The 16853-nt window shown below is 38.1% G+C and carries 16 protein-coding genes and 1 pseudogene; 10 read left to right on the forward strand and 7 right to left on the reverse strand.

Going from position 1 to position 16853, the window contains the following annotated elements; genetic code table 11:
- The 5 genes and pseudogenes from E1I69_RS25105 to E1I69_RS21770 form a co-directional block, all read right to left on the reverse strand.
- Positions 1-146 (reverse strand): annotated as a pseudogene (locus E1I69_RS25105) (IS110 family transposase); the annotation flags it as partial.
- Positions 147-510: 364 nt separating this feature from the next.
- Entirely contained in the window at positions 511-744 is a 234-nt protein-coding gene (locus tag E1I69_RS21755; RefSeq protein WP_136381635.1) for a heavy-metal-associated domain-containing protein, read from the reverse strand.
- 15 nt (positions 745-759) lie between these two features.
- Positions 760-1257, reverse strand: a complete 498-nt coding sequence (locus E1I69_RS21760; protein ID WP_161974960.1) for a DUF1641 domain-containing protein — start codon at positions 1255-1257, stop codon at positions 760-762.
- On the reverse strand, positions 1241-4213 hold the full coding sequence (gene fdhF / locus E1I69_RS21765; RefSeq protein ID WP_136381637.1) for a formate dehydrogenase subunit alpha: 2973 nt from the start codon (positions 4211-4213) through the stop codon (positions 1241-1243). The genes E1I69_RS21760 and fdhF overlap by 17 nt, the downstream gene beginning before the upstream one ends.
- Positions 4210-5049, reverse strand: coding sequence for a formate/nitrite transporter family protein (locus E1I69_RS21770; RefSeq protein ID WP_136381638.1), 840 nt, complete (start codon positions 5047-5049; stop codon positions 4210-4212). The genes fdhF and E1I69_RS21770 overlap by 4 nt, the downstream gene beginning before the upstream one ends.
- A 101-nt stretch (positions 5050-5150) precedes the next feature.
- Here E1I69_RS21770 and E1I69_RS21775 point away from each other — a divergent pair, with 101 nt between their 5' ends.
- Positions 5151-5378: a hypothetical protein gene (locus E1I69_RS21775; RefSeq protein WP_136381639.1), complete on the forward strand. Its 228-nt coding sequence runs from the start codon at positions 5151-5153 to the stop codon at positions 5376-5378.
- Between the two features lie 296 nt (positions 5379-5674).
- Entirely contained in the window at positions 5675-6166 is a 492-nt protein-coding gene (locus E1I69_RS21780; protein WP_136381640.1) for a hypothetical protein, read from the forward strand.
- Between the two features lie 408 nt (positions 6167-6574).
- Here E1I69_RS21780 and E1I69_RS21785 read toward each other — a convergent pair whose 3' ends face one another.
- Positions 6575-6778: a DUF1657 domain-containing protein gene (locus E1I69_RS21785; protein ID WP_136381641.1), complete on the reverse strand. Its 204-nt coding sequence runs from the start codon at positions 6776-6778 to the stop codon at positions 6575-6577.
- A 444-nt stretch (positions 6779-7222) separates the two neighbouring features.
- On the opposite strand from E1I69_RS21785, the gene E1I69_RS21790 reads away from it, so the two are divergent.
- From E1I69_RS21790 to E1I69_RS25550, 7 genes are all read left to right on the forward strand, one after another.
- Entirely contained in the window at positions 7223-8698 is a 1476-nt protein-coding gene (locus tag E1I69_RS21790) for a spore germination protein (protein ID WP_278186186.1), read from the forward strand.
- Positions 8695-9801, forward strand: coding sequence for a GerAB/ArcD/ProY family transporter (locus E1I69_RS21795; protein ID WP_136381643.1), 1107 nt, complete (start codon positions 8695-8697; stop codon positions 9799-9801). The genes E1I69_RS21790 and E1I69_RS21795 overlap by 4 nt, the downstream gene beginning before the upstream one ends.
- Complete coding sequence (locus E1I69_RS21800) at positions 9794-10981, forward strand: Ger(x)C family spore germination protein (RefSeq protein WP_161974961.1); 1188 nt, start codon at positions 9794-9796, stop codon at positions 10979-10981. The genes E1I69_RS21795 and E1I69_RS21800 overlap by 8 nt, the downstream gene beginning before the upstream one ends.
- A gap of 647 nt (positions 10982-11628) precedes the next feature.
- On the forward strand, positions 11629-13146 hold the full coding sequence (locus tag E1I69_RS21805; protein WP_136381645.1) for a phospholipase D-like domain-containing protein: 1518 nt from the start codon (positions 11629-11631) through the stop codon (positions 13144-13146).
- 235 nt (positions 13147-13381) lie between these two features.
- Positions 13382-13960 carry a CBO0543 family protein gene (locus E1I69_RS21810; protein WP_136381646.1) on the forward strand — a complete coding sequence of 193 codons (579 nt, stop codon included), beginning with the start codon at positions 13382-13384 and terminating at the stop codon, positions 13958-13960.
- A gap of 23 nt (positions 13961-13983) precedes the next feature.
- Positions 13984-14490, forward strand: coding sequence for a DUF421 domain-containing protein (locus E1I69_RS25545; protein ID WP_278186187.1), 507 nt, complete (start codon positions 13984-13986; stop codon positions 14488-14490).
- 32 nt (positions 14491-14522) lie between these two features.
- On the forward strand, positions 14523-14666 hold the full coding sequence (locus E1I69_RS25550; protein WP_278186189.1) for a YetF domain-containing protein: 144 nt from the start codon (positions 14523-14525) through the stop codon (positions 14664-14666).
- A 549-nt stretch (positions 14667-15215) separates the two neighbouring features.
- Here the strand turns inward: E1I69_RS25550 and E1I69_RS21820 are convergent.
- Positions 15216-15434 carry a hypothetical protein gene (locus E1I69_RS21820; RefSeq protein ID WP_136381647.1) on the reverse strand — a complete coding sequence of 73 codons (219 nt, stop codon included), beginning with the start codon at positions 15432-15434 and terminating at the stop codon, positions 15216-15218.
- 955 nt (positions 15435-16389) lie between these two features.
- Between E1I69_RS21820 and E1I69_RS21830 the strand changes: the two genes are divergently transcribed.
- Positions 16390-16722, forward strand: coding sequence for a hypothetical protein (locus E1I69_RS21830; RefSeq protein ID WP_136381649.1), 333 nt, complete (start codon positions 16390-16392; stop codon positions 16720-16722).
- Positions 16723-16853 lie beyond the last annotated feature (131 nt).

Consider the following 16853-nt stretch of genomic DNA (forward strand, 5'->3'; position numbering starts at 1 on the left):
GATTGCGTTACAGAAAATGATTTTTGGAGCACTCTACCACGATCATCTACAAAGCAAGCGAAATGTGTACGCTTTGCAATGTCGATTCCTACGACGAGTGTTTTTTCAGTGACTTGATTAATTTTTTTATTTTGTATAAAATCCATTATGGAGTCCTCCTTGGTTAACAAATTAGGGGTCAATTCGTGCAGATTTGACACCCCGCATCATACCAAGAGGGCTCTTTTTGTTCAAGTCCCCGATAATCCTTCTAACAGGAATGCTCTTTTTAGTCTCTTTTTTAAGGGCAAGCTTTTAGAAATCAAGGATTCACAAACATTAATACTGTTCGTGACATTCTTAACCTGATTAAAATGAATGGTTCTCAGTCCATTCGAATTTACGGTCACTTTGACATTGTTCACAAACATGCAGAATGAGGAGGTGAATTGTATCAGAGGCTTCCGTTACGAATTCTTCCCTGGACCCACAAATCTCACATACCTTCATATTTCGATCTCCTTTCTAAGCTTAATCTTCCGTTGAAGACCATTCAGTCTGTAATATTTCATAGCCTTTGTCGATAATAGCTTGTTCAAAATCGTGGTAGGAAGCCATTCTTTCATCATAAGAAAAAACGGCATTGCTGTTGTTTAAATTGACTTCGGCTCTTCCAATCCCCCATACCTCAAGAAGGGCGTTTAGTATCTTATCCGCGTCCTGTTGATTGACCATATCCTTTATAACAAAAACACGATTTTCCATTATTTCACCGACCCCTTACTGTTTTTCCTCTCGATTTTTTAAAAATGCCTGGCCCATGCCTTCCATAAAATCAACCATCGTAGTCATGGCCGCTCTTATTTCCGGGCTCCGCATTCTTCTCTGCATCTTCCAAATACTTTGTTTCTTACCCTCATGGCCGGTCTCGGATAACTTTTTCAAGCCGAGCCCCATACCTTCCAAGATGGTTTCAATCTCGGACGGTTGGAGAGAGCCCATAAATTTAAACGCATTAATTCCAGTTTTAACGACGTTATGCATGGTTGGCTGATTGATTTGCTGAATCGCGATTGCTCCGACTTCATTGCGCTGATCAAGCAGTGCACCTATCGTTTCCAAAACTCTCATCTCCTGTAGCCCTTTAAGAATTCTAATTGCCCCCATGATTGCTTCGCGATTGTCCGCAAGCTCTTTTATCATATCCGCGATGGCTTCCTGCTGTTCCTGCTGTGGATTTGGAACTTCTTTTCTAATTTGCCTAATTGCTTTCGCCAAGTTCATCGCCTCCTAGCTCGTACACTTCAGGTATTGGCTTAAAATCTGCTCGATTCCACTTTTCTTCAACCATAACACTAATTTGCGGCACCCTGTTTCCAAAACGATGATTATGACTTGGAAGCGGAGATTCGCCCTCTGTTTCGAGAATCTCCAATTTAACACTCATTTCCTTATAGCTCGGGGTATGAGTAATCATATCGTGATAACTGCTAGTTAAACGATTCACGGCTTCAACTATTTCCCGAGAATGCATCGGCAAGTAAAGCTCCTTGCCTTTAACTCTGTCCGTTACGATCGTCCTTACTTCAACATGGCCGTACGGTGAAGTCAGACGGACCAATGAGCCATCTTCTAGGTTCCGTTCCTTTGCCAACTGAAGGGACACTTCAAGCCAGATATCAGGTACTTTGTGGGTGATATCTTCTGATCGGTAGGTCATATTCCCCTCATGGAAATGCTCGAGGATTCGCCCATTGTTTAAATGGAGGTCATAATCTTCACCAGGCTCAAATGGAGGTGTCCAATCGACTGGGATAAGCCTCGCTTTTCCATCCTGAAAGGCGAAACGTTCCTTGTAAAGTAAAGGCGTACCTTCTCCATTTGGAGCAACAGGCCAGATCTGGCTATTAAAACCTTCCAGCCGCTCGTAGCTAACTCCGGCAAATAGCGGTGCAAGACTAGCTGCTTCATCCATAATTTCACTTGGATGCTGATAATTCCAGTTGGCTCCTAGTCGGTTAGCGATCTCCTGGAAAATTTGCCAGTCCGGCTTTGAATCGCCCAGCGGGTCAAATACTTTATAGAAGCGTTGAATTCGGCGCTCCGTATTTACAAATGTTCCGTCCTTTTCTAGACTTGGTGCAGCAGGCAGGACGACATCAGCAAATTGTGCAGTCCGGCTAAAGAAAATATCCTGGACAACAAAAAAGTCCAGTTTATCGAAAGCAGCTTCAACGTGATTCGAATTGGCATCCACTAAAGCCATTTCCTCTCCAAACAAATATAGAGCTTTTAATTGGCCATTATGGATACCCTCAACCATTTTATGGTTATTCATTCCGGGCTCTTCAGGCAATGTGGTTCCCCATGCTTTTTCATAGCGTTCCCTGACTGCAGGATCCTGTACCGGTTCATAACCTGGAAACCAGCCAGGCATAGTGCCAAAATCACATGCTCCTTGAACATTATTATGCCCCCTCAGCGGGTAAGCTCCAGTGCCGGTACGGCCGTAGTTTCCAGTAATCAGCAGAAGGTTGGAGATTGCCGTACTCGTGTCCGTTGCTCCTGTATGCTGGGTCACACCCATTGCCCATAAAATACAAACTGTTTTAGCTTCGTGGATCGAAGTGGCTATCTGAATTATTACATCCTTAGTAAGACCTGTTTTTTCTTCGGCATAGTCTAAAGTAAATTTCTTCAGGGATTGGAGATATTCGTCAATTCCATTAACTCTATTTCTCAAAAAATCTTTATCTTCCCAACCTTGGTCCAGGATATATTTTGTAATCGCATTCAGCCAAATAAGATCTGTTCCTGGTTTTGGATGAATCAGCAAATCGGCGCGTTGGGCTAGCTCATTTTCACGTAAATCAGCCACAATCAATTTTTGGCCATGAAGTTTATGGGCACGTTTGACTCGCGTCGCCAACACAGGATGTGATTCGGCCGGGTTAGCTCCGACAATCAAGACCAACTCTGCGGCAGCTATATCCTTTATCGTTCCGGAGTCTCCACCTAACCCGACTGTTCTCATTAATCCTGCGGTTGCTGGAGATTGACAATATCTTGAGCAATTATCCACATTATTCGAGCCCATAATCGCACGGGCGAATTTTTGAAATAAGTAGTTCTCTTCATTAGAGCACTTAGATGAAGCAATGTATCCAATCTTATCAGGTCCTTGCTCCTCCTTAATATCTGCAAGCCTGCTGGCAATCAAATCGAGCGCTTCATCCCAGGTAGCTTCAACAAACTCATCCCCTTTGCGGATTAAAGGCTTTGTTAACCTCTCCTGACTGTTTACAAAATCCCAGCCCCATTTTCCCTTTACACAGGTTGAAATTCCGTTAACTGGGGCTTCTTCTACTGGCTGGATTTTTAGAATTTCACGATCCTTTGTCCAAACCTCAAAGCTGCATCCGACACCACAATATGTACATACGGTTTTCGTCCTTTTTATGCGAGCCTTCCTCATCGCAGCTTCCATTTCCGAAATAGCAAAGATTTCCCTGTATCCCGGTTCTACCTCTTTAGTTAAATCAATCATCGGCCCTAATATTTTTGGAGGAATTCCCGTTAAAAACCCAGCCTTACCGAGCATTGATTTTTCCATTAGTGCATTGCAGGGACAAACATTAACACAATGACCGCAGGATACACAGGAGGACTCGTCTATTGGTACATCATTATCCCAAATCACACGTGGCCTTTCCCGACTCCAATCAATCGTAAGAGTTTCATTGACCTGTAAATCCTGGCACGCTTCTACACATCTGCCGCAAAGGATGCATTGATCAGGCTCATAACGGTACATTGGATGTGAATTGTCTGGTGGATATGGTTTTGCCTCGAATGGATATTTTTGGTGAGCAATCTCCATATACTCCACTGTATTATGTAAGGTACAATCCCCATTGTTGTTGTCACAAACGGTACAATAAAGTTCGTGATTTTTTAACAACCGCGACATGGCCTCTTCCTGAGCCTCTTTTACCGGCTTTGATTGTATATCAATCGACATGTCCGGTACGGCCTTCGTCGTGCAAGCTCGTACTAATTCGCCACTAACGTTTACAAAACATGTATCACATGTCTGGATGCTACCCAGATCTGGATGAAAACAAACGCTAGGTATAAATAAATTTTCCGCCTTAGCTACATCCAAAATGGTTTGGCCTTCATCTGCCTTAAATTCTTTCCCATTAATTTTTACTGAAAATTTTTGTGCTTTCATTCTTTTGCCCCCTGTATTTTACGGATTCTCTTATTAGAAAGCTGATTTTCTTCTAATGAAGCTGGCGATACATTCCCTATATATGCGAGCCAATATGCCAATGCTACGAAAATGCTTCCTCCAATAGCATTTCCAATATACACCGGGATGAAATTCCTAAAATAATCCATCCAGGTAAAATACCCAGCAAAAATGGCTGCAGGTATAATAAACATATTTGCGACCACGTGTTGAAAGCCAATCGCAACAAACCCCATAATGGGAAACCAGATCGCCAAAATTTTTCCGCCTACATCTTCTGCACCATAAGACAACCAAACAGCCAGTCCCACTAACCAATTGCAGCCAATAGCAGAATATAGGCTCTCCCAAAATCCTTCGTCCAGTTTGGTCTGGGCCATTGCTACTGTTTTCGCTAAAAACGGACCGTGGTCTGTCAATCCTGCCAGATTGCCAAAAACATAAGCTACAAATATTGCTCCAACAAAGTTGCTTATTGTAATCCACAGCCAATTCTTTAGAAGCCACCCGATTGTAACCTTTTTGGAAAGGAAAGCGAATGAAACAGACATCATATTTCCTGTTAATAGCTCTCCCCCTGCAAGAATAATTAAGATCAAGCCCAACGGGAAAACAGCTGCCCCGAGGAAAGAGCCAAATGTTCCCCAGTTTTCTGGAAGATTAGCAGTCACCCTTATATCCAGGAGATATCCCATGGAAATGAATGCTCCTGCAAGAAATCCTAAAATTAACATGCTCGGGAGAGGAAGACCTGCCTTTTTAGTACCGGCTTCAACTGCTAATTGAGCGATCCGCTGTGGTGTGTAATTTGCCATTTCAAATTTCCTCCAATCCAATACTGTAATAATATTTACATTAAAGGGAAAAAAATACTAAAAGGAACGATTTTCATATAACAAAAATGGAGGGTTATGCTTTGGAAAAAGAAAAGTTATTTCAACGAATACAATCAATGATTATGTCGTCTACAAAGAAACCGAAGTATATGAGTATTTCGACTGTCAAAGTGGCAGATATTTTAGGGGTAAAACCTTTTGAGATTGAACAAGGGTTAAAGGAGCTAGTTAGCGAAGGAAGGCTAAAAAAAGTACAAACCGAAGCCCCCCCACATCAGGAGATTTATTTCTTGCCAGGTAAAGATTAAAGAAACTGATAAAATTATATGCACAGGCTCTTTTCTAAAGTAATGTTTCTTTTCTTAATTTTAATTATGGCGTTCAATTGTTATTACAAGGGAAGATTATGTATAGTTTTTATAAAACGGATAACCAAGCGAGATCCTATTTAACAATGGATTTCGCTCTTCTTTTTTCTTTCATCCCACTTATGACGGACCTATCAATAATGCGTAATTGCCATTTCGAATTCGGAAAAATGAAGTATAAACAAAAGTATTTTTGTTAATAGATATGAATAAATAAAATTTGAAAGGCGATGAACATGTCTGAATTACAGGCCATTGTAGAAGACCATTTATCCAAAATAGAGGAAGATTATCAACAAGTGGCGGAATTAGCAAAAAAATCTGCTGTTCTACAACAGCAACAAGTAAAGGAACTTGAAGAGACTAGCATAACATTATTACCTGTTATGAGATTTATAAAAGATAACGGTTTTCGTTTTATCGATAACCAAAACGGTACCTACAATAATTTAGGACCAGTCTTAAATTATAATCCCGAAACCAATTCCCAATTTATTTTTATAGTTGATCAATCCACTCCAGCGGTACTCGATCTCACCAGCCAACAAATGACCATTATAAGTTATGAGCAATTACTTCAGAGAGTTAATTATAAAACAGTGATTACAAATTTATTACGAACCCTTACCTATCACCAAGAATTAAAAAAGATTTTTGAAGCTAACATTGAAAAATTAGAGAATGAGTTAAAGGAATTCAAAGGAATGGAGGAAAACAACCAGCCTTAAACGTTGTTTTCTAGCAATGTGGAGTCGTACACAAGGTAAAATTCCACAGTTCCTAATCATTTACTTATTGGTGTAGTTAACCATTTTCCTGGCATGCTGTCGGGGACAATGTGTTTGTCCTAAGTCTATAGGTAACGGGACTTTAAGAATTTATTCCATTTTTGATCCAATTGGTGATGTGAAATAATATCTAGCAGTTAAACCTTGCGAAAGAATAAAGCTTGTAGAATCCATTATTTGGACATTTTCTACAAGCTTTTTAGTATTTATTAAATTATTTTATTAACCATTACCTCTATGAATAACTTATTTTGTTTTTACCTTTCCTGAAATCACCTCATGTTTTATCCCTTCAAAGTCGAGAAAAAGGTTGTTCAATATCAAACCAACCTTTTGTATCGCTAATGATTATTGTTTGTATTGAGGTTCTTCTTGTTCGATTTGTTGAACTCTTGGTGCAATGCTGTCTACTACAGATTGAGTTTGTTTAGCCGCATCTTGATAAAGTTGCTTAGCTTGTTCATTATCTGTACTAAGAGCAAATGTTTCAAAGCTAGCTTGAGCGCTTTTTAATCCAGCTAAAGCTGTTTTAACGTCATTTATGACTGTCATGAATAACACCTCCTATGATTTTTGAAACATTTTTGGAATGCTGAATAGAAAGATTTTTATTCACCGATTTTAAATGTTTAAATATTTGGATATGCAATATTCTACGGTTTTTGGAAAAGATACACTTGTAAGAAAAATCGATGAGAAGAGAGTAATGAAATGGAAAAGAAAGAAAAATTAAGTTAAAAAAAAGTATTAAAATATAGATAATTTATTCATAGTTCTAGGAGTCTTGAAAGTTGATACATTGTATTTTCTCTTTGGCTGGAAACTGATGATCAGCATTCTTTAGAAGATTGGATATCAACTTTAATTAAACGTATTTACATTGATTCAAAGAGAGGATGAAAGAGGATTATTAAATTCACTTCTAAACGAAATTCGCATAATAACAACAAACAGCAAGCTTTAAATGAAGATTTTTTTATCAACATATTTAAGGAATTGGATAAAAATATCCAAAATATAAAAAATATATTTGATTCACCGAGTGATCTCACGATTAGGAAATTTACATTAGGTAAAACAAATATCAACTGCGCCCTTATTTATGTCGATGGTCTTACGGATAAAAATTTAATTCATAATCATATCCTTAAATCACTTCAAATTGAGGTAATCGAAAGTGGAAAAGATTTTTCTCAACATCCGGATCAGCTTTTAGAAGAGCTTTATCAAAAGGCGATTACGATTTCTGAAGTCAAACAGGCAGACACATTAGATGATATGTCTTTAGCCATCTTATCTGGGGACACGGTGCTTTTGGTTGATGGGATCAATCAAGGATTGATTTTAGGAAGTAAAGGCTGGGTGAACCGAGCTGTTCAGGAACCTATTACCGAAGGGGTAATTCGAGGACCAAGAGAGGGGTTTATTGAAAATCTCCGCACTAATACGGTTCTTATACGGCGGCGTATTCGGGATGCAAATTTGCGATTTAAGTCATATAAAATTGGACGCCGCTCCAAAAAGGACTTAGTGGTTGCCTATATCGAAGGAATTGCTAATCCAGCTTTGGTAAAGGAAGTGGAACGGCGAATCGATACCATCGATTTAGATGATGCTCCAGAATCAGGGTATATTGAGCAATGGATCGAAGACAGCTTCCTATCGCCGTTCCCTCAGATGTCACATACAGAAAGGCCGGATAAAGTTGCAACAGAGCTAGTGCAAGGAAAGGTTGCCATTGTGCTGGACGGGACACCCTTTGTGCTTATTGCACCTGTCACATTCGGCAATACATTGCAGTCTCCAGAAGACTATTATGAACGTTGGATGGTCGGCTCTCTCATTCGAGTGCTGCGATACTTCGGTGCGTTTATTTCCGTATTTTTGCCATCTCTCTATATTGCTCTTGTTTCCTATCACCCAGGCATGATTCCGTCAAAGCTGGCTTTTTCAATTGCATCGACGAGAGAAGGAGTGCCAGTCCCTGCATTTATAGAAGCCTTTTTAATGGAATTTACGATGGAGATGCTTCGAGAGGCTGGAGTTCGTTTGCCAAAACCGATTGGGCAAACGATTGGCATTGTCGGTGGTCTTGTAATTGGTGAAGCAGCAGTTAGTGCAGGAGTGGTCAGTCCGATTATGGTAATTATTGTCGCCATCACGGCCGTTGCCTCCTTTGCGCTGCCTTCCTATAGCTTTGCCATTTCACTTCGGATGCTACGCTTTGGATTTATGTTGGCAGCTGCTGTTTTTGGTTTTTATGGAATCATTCTTGGCTATATTATGATCAATATCCATATTGTGAATTTGAAAAGCTTTGGAGTTCCCTATTCTACACCCTTTGCTCCCAACTTTCTTAAGGACTGGAAAGACTTAGTTATCCGCAGTCCCATTGCGACGCTGTCTCAGCGTCCTCAGTATATGCAGACCGATGATAAAGTCCGGATGGATAAAGATGGTGAATCGTCATGAAGTCATTTGAATACGGAGATGGGGAGATTGGAAAAAAGGAAATCATGTATGCAGTCCCATCGATGGTGATCGGTATCGGGATCTTATCCCTTCCACGATTATTGGCTAATGCGACCAATTTTTATGATGGTGCAATTGCTCTTCTAATCGGAGGAGCTCTTGCCATTCTTTTTACATGGATAGCAGCGAACCTATCATCAAGATTTCCGAAAAAGTCCTTTTTTTCTTTTGCTCCTTTACTTGTCCCAAAGCCTATTGTCTTTATTTTAAACGTATGGTTCACCATTCATTTCATATTCTTTGTTGCATACGAAATACGAGCAATAGGTGAAATCGCAGAGCAATACTTGTTTAGCCGTACACCCGTGGAAATTCTTTCTGTTATGTTTCTATTAGTTGTCGTCTATTCCGTTTCCGGATCCCGGGTGGGGATTTTGCGATTAAATCTTTTGTTTCTGCCGATAATCTGTTTTATTGCGGTTTCGATTTCTTTGATGAATATCACGTATTTTGAATTTCAAAATCTCTTGCCCGTTTTTACGACCGACTGGTCTGGTTACCTGGAAGGAGTCAAACTAAGCTTTTTTTCTTTTGCAGGATTTGAAATTGTTCTGTTTTATGTTGCCTTTATGAATCGCACTAAGCAGGCAGCTAAATTTGCAGCTGCTGGAATGGGTTTAGTTGTGGGACTGTATCTTATTATCTTCACCACTTGTATTGGGGTATTTACGAATGATACAACCTCAACAATGGTTTATCCAACGATTGAACTAGCGAAAGAGGTTGAAGTTCCCGGCGGATTTTTCGAGCGGTTCGAATCCTTATTTTTTACGATCTGGATTATGGCGATTTTTAATACTACTGCTATGTCTCTCGATATCGCTGTATTTAGCATGGGTTCTCTCTTTCGGAACATGAAAAAAGCAACTCGTATTTTAATCATATCGCCACTCTCTTATCTGATTTGCATGTTTCCACAAAATATTAATGAAATCACGAGTTTTGGAACCTTCATAAGCTATTCGGGAGGATTGGTTACGATTTTTATCCCTTCCATATTGCTTGCGATTGCAAAACTAAGGGGGATTGGAAAGTGTGAGTAAATCATGGGATAGATGGCTTCCACTTGTCTTCTTGCCATTTCTTTTAACAGGCTGCTGGGATCGTGTTGAAATCGAAGACAGAGGATTTACAATTGGGGCCGCAATCGATTTGGAAGAGAATTTAGGAAATGAGGAAGATAAAAATGAACAGCACGTTTATCAAGGTACCTACCAATTGGTCGTTCCAGGAGGCTTGGGACAAGGCACTGGTCAAGGAGGCGGTCAAGAAACGGCTTATCAGAATCTCACATCCGTTAGTGACTCCCTTTTTGAACAAATTCGCGATTTAGCAAAGGAGACAAGCAGAACGCCTTTTTTTGCCCATCTAGAAATGATTATTGTCTCAGAAGATGTTGCGAAAGTACCAGGGGCATTTTCTAACATTATGGACCTTTTTCTTCGGGACCATGAGATGCGAAGAGGCGTAAAAGTTCTTATATCAAAAGGAAATGCTGGTGATGTCCTGAAAGTTGAGCCGAAACCTGAGAACCTGCCGGTTATGTTCTTGGACTCCATCATCGAAAATGCTGTTAAGAATCCCCAAATGTTACAAGAGGTGCGTATTGGAACCGTTCATGAGTACTTAGCCTCAAATAACAGCTTTGTGATTCCGAAAATTGAAATGAACGGGGAAAAGGTAGATTCGGAAGGCGCAGCCGTTATCCACGGCCATAACGATACAATGGTAGACTTCATTAACGGCAAAACAACAGAAGGTTTAAATTTTATTAAAGGCGATTATAAAGGCGGGCTTGTTAAAGCAAAAATTGATGAAGATTTGGTAGTTTATGAAATCAAAAATGCTAAAAGGACAGTGGAAGTTAATACGGATGATAAAAATAAGATTAAGTTCCATATCATGATCCAAACAGAAGGAACAATCGGCGAATCATTTAAACGCTTAGATTATACAAAACCTGAAAATATTGAAAAAGTACAGAACGCCATGGAGAACGAAATAAAGAAAACGGCTGAAACCTCCGTGGAAAAATTACGTGATGATTTAAAAGTAGATGCCCTTGGTTTAAGTGGATATGTGCAGCGGAAAAATTATGCGTTATGGAAAAAGATTTGTGATGATTGGGACCATGGCGATAATTATTTTTCAAAAAGTGAAATTGCCATTGAAGTAAACGCCATTATTAGAGCCCCAGGTTCCATTATACAGATTGAAAAATAATTGAAAGCGAATGATGCTGATGTTAGAAAACCTGCTAGGACGTTTTCCCACTAATATGATCATATTTTCTGCACTGTTGTCTGCTTTCGTTCCATGGGCTTTTTATAAGATCCATCAAAAAATGCATCAATATGGAGATCCCCCATGGAAAAACCAGCATGATGATAAACAAAATGAGTAAAATTACTTGAACTTTCTTAAAACCTATACCATGAAATATTAAGAAACTGGTAATTCTAAGCTAGAGTCCAGTCTTTTAGCGGAGAGACCCATATCCGCAGTAAAAGTGGAATGGATGGAAGGATTGAAATGATGAAGGTATCAAAAATGCACAATGCGACAAACGAGAAAAGATCCAAGTGATTAATCTTCACTTGGTCGGGATTAAAGTGCCGTTAGCTAAATTTGTTCTTAAAGTGACACTAACGTTGCATGTAGCCGTTATTACCTTGATTGGGGATGTTTCCTGCATTACCCATATGCAGATTTCCGTAAACCTGTGAGCCCCGGTATAAAACGCTTTGAGAGGAAAAACTAGGGTTTATATTGCAACCTCCACATCACTTAATTTGGTGTCAGCCTGCGGAGGAACTGGGGACTACAGAGTTTGTACATTTGTTAAGGGAAAAACTAAGGAGGGATTTTAGTTGGAGTGGATTTTTTTTCTATACCTGTTAAATACGTTCTTTATCTTATTCATAGCAATTTGGGAAGTTCGTCGACCAGCCAAAGCTTTGAATTGGATCGTAATCGTCCTTGTTTTGCCTGTCATTGGTTTCTTACTATACCTTAGCATATCAAATCCCAAGCTATTTCATCGTAAAAGATTGACCTCTTCTCAAAATGAATTTGATAAGTTACCTGATACATATAGTGATTCAGCATCGATAATCGCAGATGCTTTACGACCTTTCACTGTGCATGGGCTTCGAGTCGGTAAAGTCCAAGTACTAAACAATGGAATAGCAAAATATGAACAACTTATCAAATCCCTACAAAAAGCCCAAAAAACCATTGATCTGGAATATTTCATTTATCGGAACGACCAAATTGGTAATCTCATCACAGAATTGCTGATTGAAAAAGCAGTAAATGGAGTGCGGGTTCGTTTTATTAGAGATGGTTGGGGGAGTAAAAAATTTCCGCATCAAAAAATTCTTCAGATGGTGGAAGCAGGGATAGAATGTCGGACAATATTTCCTTTACGCTTTCCCTGGATTTTATCCAATTGGAATTATCGGGATCATTGTAAGATTGTCACGATTGACAGAAAAGAATCCTTTACTGGCGGTATGAACGTTGGGTATGAATATACAGGATTAAAGCCAGACGTAGGATTTTGGAGGGACACTCATTTGCAAATCATTGGGGAAACAACAAGTGATTTGCAGACCATCTTCGACGTTCATTGGGATATCGCTGTACCAGAACGGATAAAGTCAATAACAAAATCTGGTGGAACGAAAAAAGTCACTAAAATCCCAAAATATAAATCAACGGAAACCAATCCAACCGGTAGCATAGATCTTTCAAGATGGTCTGCCGAATTAGGATCTGAGTTATGGCCTATAGAAGGTAAAACAGACAATACCCAAACAAAGACAGGAGAATTGCAAAAAGCGTACATCCATACGTTGGAAGGAAACCCTGGAATTCCTACCCCAGTTATTCGTCAAGCTTACTTTATATGTATAACACAGGCGACCAAGACTATTGATATAACAACACCCTATTTTGTACCAGAAACAGATATTATCATGGCGTTAAAAACAGCTGTGGCTCGTGGTGTGCGCGTAAGATTGCTGGTTCCTCGCCATATTGACCAAAAAATTGTGGGCTATGCAAGCCGTACTTTTTACGGGGAACTTATAGAAGCTGGGGTCCAAATCTACCAGTACAATAAAGGAATGTTACATGCGAAACTGATGATCATTGATGAGGAAATTGCAGAAGTAGGCGCAGCAAACTATGATATGAGAAGTTTTCGCCTGAATTATGAAGTGTGTCAAGTCGTGTACAGTGCTGATGTGGCAAGGGAACTCACAGAGCAGTTCGAGAGGGATCTTACTGATTCTGTACCATTAAGAATTGAAGACTTGTTGCAACGATCCCTGACCGAGCGCATTGTTGAACAGGGTGCTCGACTGCTTTCTCCGTTATTATAAGTTGATGTATCCTGTTTTTATTGTTCTATCTTAAATCTAGATTTAAATAATTTTTGTTTTTAATATATTTCTGACTTATTTGAAAAAGGTCGAAAACCCGTGTTATAAGAACTTCCAACATGGGTTTTTTTCTTATTTACGATGAAATTCATTACTAAAAAACGGTAATACTAAAAAGGCAGCTCAAAGAGTTTGAATTCAAAAATATCTGTTACCTTTTAATTTAAATATAGGGGTGATATCAATAAATAATATATTTGAAAATCTTAAGGAAATACGTTTATTAGAAGATAAGCTCTATCATTTAGAATTAAATGGTTGGCTAAAAAATGAGTTTTTAACTTGGGAATGGTGGATTCTAGTCGTTTTTTTAATTGTGCCTTGGGTTATATGGGCTAAATTTGTAAAACGAGACATTATTTTAGAAATTTTGTTATTTGGTACCATAATTATCTTGACAACAACCTTATTAGATGTAGTTGGTGCACAATATAGTTTTTGGGATTACCCCATTGCATTCCTACCTATTATTCCTCGGGCCTTTCCTTTTGATTTTTCAATGGTACCTGTAGCTTACATGTTGTTATATCAATATTTTAGAACATGGAAATCTTTTATTTTAGCCCAGATCATTATGGCACTAACATATGCCTTTATAGGTGAACCCTTTTGCGAGTGGGTCAAACTTGTTAATTATTTAGAGTGGAGATACAGATATTCGTTCATATATTACATCATTGTTGGGATTGTAACTCGAGCTTTAATAATAAAGCTATCATCTTTATCTATGCCTCAAGATCTTATAACGAAGTAAAATTTAAACTGGAGGAAAAAATTTTGGAGGAAGTTAATATTGGTTTACTCACGATCAAAACCATTGTTGGTTTTGTCACCTTATTTTTTATCATTATCATAACAGGTAGAACATCTATCTCTCAGTTAACTCCGTTTCACTTAGTTTTTGTATTAGTGCTTGGAGATTTTTTAGGAAATACCATTTATCAAAATAAGGTAGGGATTTTTCACTTTTTATATGCCATCGGATTGTGGACGCTTCTCATGTTAGGGATAGAATTCTTGACTCTAAAAAATAAATCGATACGTTCTCTCTTATTGGGCGATCCTAACATCATTATTCGGGATGGTGTAATGGATAGAAATTTACTTAAAAAGAACAAATTGGATGTAAATCAAGTATTAAGTATACTTCGACAAAATCAGGTTTTTTCTGTTCGCGAAGTCAAATACGGTATATTAGAAGCTAATGGGCAAATAAGTATATTATTACAATCGAAGTATCAAAGACCCGAAAAAAAGATCTCAATCTTCCAGAAATTCCAGTAGACCTCCCAACATCGTTAATTATAGATGGGGAAATCTTATGGAGAAATTTACATGAACTCGGATTTGATCAACAGTGGTTAGAGAACCAATTAACTACCAATGGATATGATAATGTAAAGCGAATACTTTACGCAGATTGGCGAGAGAGTGAAGGCATACATGTAAGTCCTAAATAATATTTGTTAGGATAGGAGCATATCAATTTCCTTGGTGAATATAAATTGGATTTTATAAAAGATGAATCAGTAAGGAACTCAGGACAATAAAAATCTACCAGTTATCAATCTACCCTTGGACAGTTTGAAGTTCGTCAGTAAAGAACCACTCGGAGTTCTGCATAAAATTTATTGCGGAATTGTAGGTTCAGCATATCTCCTATCCTTAACTATAAGTTTAAGACTATTATACCTGATGGTAAAGATTCGCAAGGAGTTCAGTGGTAAAAGGAAGTAGTACATCAAAAGCTTGGGGTTAATATCCCCAAGCTACTTTATTTTATGACAATTATTTCAAGTATTAGCTATGATATCTACATTGTTTAAACTCTTTTAAACGTTTCTCTAACAAGCAAGGTGATCCTTTAGTTGATTGATCTCCTCATCTTTAGGAACTTCAACGTAAAACTCTTAACTACAAGAGTTATTGATATAATGTACCACCAGATCCCTGTTGGAAAGCCAAAATAATAATGTAGGATAAGGGCAATACCTTAGATTATTATAGTATTATTGTTCCGATGCAGATGCTTGGCCTTGTAACTGAGATTGTACTTGACTAATTATTGTTTGTATTTGTGCAACCTCATTTGATGCTTGTTTTAATGCTTCTGAAGCGAGAGTTTTATTAGCAGCAGATTGTTCTATAGCTGAAGTTATCATATCTTTTACTATAGAAGAGGCTGCCTCTGCTTGTTTTAATTTATTAGTATCAATTTGATTAGCCATGTTACTTCCTCCTGTTTGTAGTTTAGTACAACAGATAGATGCCTAGAATAAAATGTTTTATCCTCAATTCTAAATAGAAAATATTCCTTTAGGTGACAATTATTGAGAATTACGGAGAAATTGAGCTTAGTTACTTCAGAAAATCTCCCTATCCCTGAGTTTCATCCTCAGTATTTTATAATTCATTACAGATATACAAATGTTTTAATTTCCTTCTGCCTGTATAGTTGTTTTTTACTATGTGTCTCTTTTATTTTTTAAATAGGGATATTAACCCAAGAATAAAAATAGGAAACGCATATTCTAGATTAAAAATGAAGTGAAGGTGCTTTTCATGAATCCAGAACCGCAACATTATTACGAACTATCTCACGAAAATAATCAGGTTGAAAATTTAGACGAAAGGATTTGGGGTATAAGGAGGCCATTATTCTTTAGACCCTTTTTTAGACCTTTCCCCTTTAGACCCTTCTTTTGGGTGCCATATTGGGCTAACCCTTTTCTAGGCGGTTTATTAGGTGGCTTATTAGGTGGCTTGGTAACGGGTTTGTTATTACGACCATATGGTTTTTGGTATGCTTATCCTTATTTTTATTATCCGTATTATCCGTATTATCCGTATATCATTTTTTAGAATTACGAACAAATGTTTGATTTACCTTTCCCTAAAAGAGATTATTACACTTAAAAATGGGACCTCACTGAGAAGTCCCATTTTGTTTGGGAAAAATGCTCCAATATAGGTAATCTTTAGACGTTAGTAATTTGTTTTTAAAATGGATGTGTCTTTGTGATAAGAGAGCAATTCTAATTTATTTTAATAATTTATTTGCCTATCTTTACCTCATTTTAATGTCACCACTATATTGGTAAAAATTTTGGCTAGGGTAATGAATATTACCAGTAGAAGAAACAAAGAATAAGTTAGAAAATCACAATGGAAAGGGCGGTAAAAATGAATCTTAAGTGGTTAAGACTATTACCAACAGTTTTTCTTTCTATCTTCCTGTTATTGGGGTGTAATAATAGAGATGAGGATAAAAATCCACCACCCCCTGAAGTGGATGTAAGTCCAGGGACAGAAGAACCAATTGAAGATCCTGAAGACGCAGCAGATCCAGATAATATTGATGAAAATAATGTAAACACTGATAAAGAAGAACTAATTGAAGATCCTAAAGATGCAGCAGATCCAGATAATATTGATGAAAATAATGTAAACACTAATAAAGAAGAACGAATTGAAGATCCTAAAGATGTAAATGACCCAGATAATAAAGATGAATAAAATTAAGGGGCTGTCCAAAAAGTCATTGAAAAGTGACTTTTGAGGACAGCCCCTCATTTTTTATATTTATTGGGTCAACTAAAACTAGGTTGTTGATTTCCGCTGCAGGTACTCGCTTTCCGCGGGCGGTC

The sequence above is a fragment of the Bacillus timonensis genome, from assembly GCF_004799755.1.
Taxonomy (GTDB): Bacteria; Bacillota; Bacilli; order Bacillales; family Bacillaceae_L; genus Ferdinandcohnia; species Ferdinandcohnia timonensis_A.

What these genes read in the sequence shown, in the direction of transcription:
- E1I69_RS21795 (WP_136381643.1), top strand. Translation starts at nt 8,695, where the DNA reads ATGAAGTCATTTGAATACGGAGATGGGGAGATTGGAAAAAAGGAAATC.
- E1I69_RS21755 (WP_136381635.1), bottom strand. Translation starts at nt 744, where the DNA reads ATGGAAAATCGTGTTTTTGTTATAAAGGATATGGTCAATCAACAGGAC.
- fdhF (WP_136381637.1), bottom strand. Translation starts at nt 4,213, where the DNA reads ATGAAAGCACAAAAATTTTCAGTAAAAATTAATGGGAAAGAATTTAAG.
- E1I69_RS21785 (WP_136381641.1), bottom strand. Translation starts at nt 6,778, where the DNA reads ATGACAGTCATAAATGACGTTAAAACAGCTTTAGCTGGATTAAAAAGC.
- E1I69_RS21820 (WP_136381647.1), bottom strand. Translation starts at nt 15,434, where the DNA reads ATGGCTAATCAAATTGATACTAATAAATTAAAACAAGCAGAGGCAGCC.
- E1I69_RS21830 (WP_136381649.1), top strand. Translation starts at nt 16,390, where the DNA reads ATGAATCTTAAGTGGTTAAGACTATTACCAACAGTTTTTCTTTCTATC.
- E1I69_RS21770 (WP_136381638.1), bottom strand. Translation starts at nt 5,049, where the DNA reads ATGGCAAATTACACACCACAGCGGATCGCTCAATTAGCAGTTGAAGCC.
- E1I69_RS21780 (WP_136381640.1), top strand. Translation starts at nt 5,675, where the DNA reads ATGTCTGAATTACAGGCCATTGTAGAAGACCATTTATCCAAAATAGAG.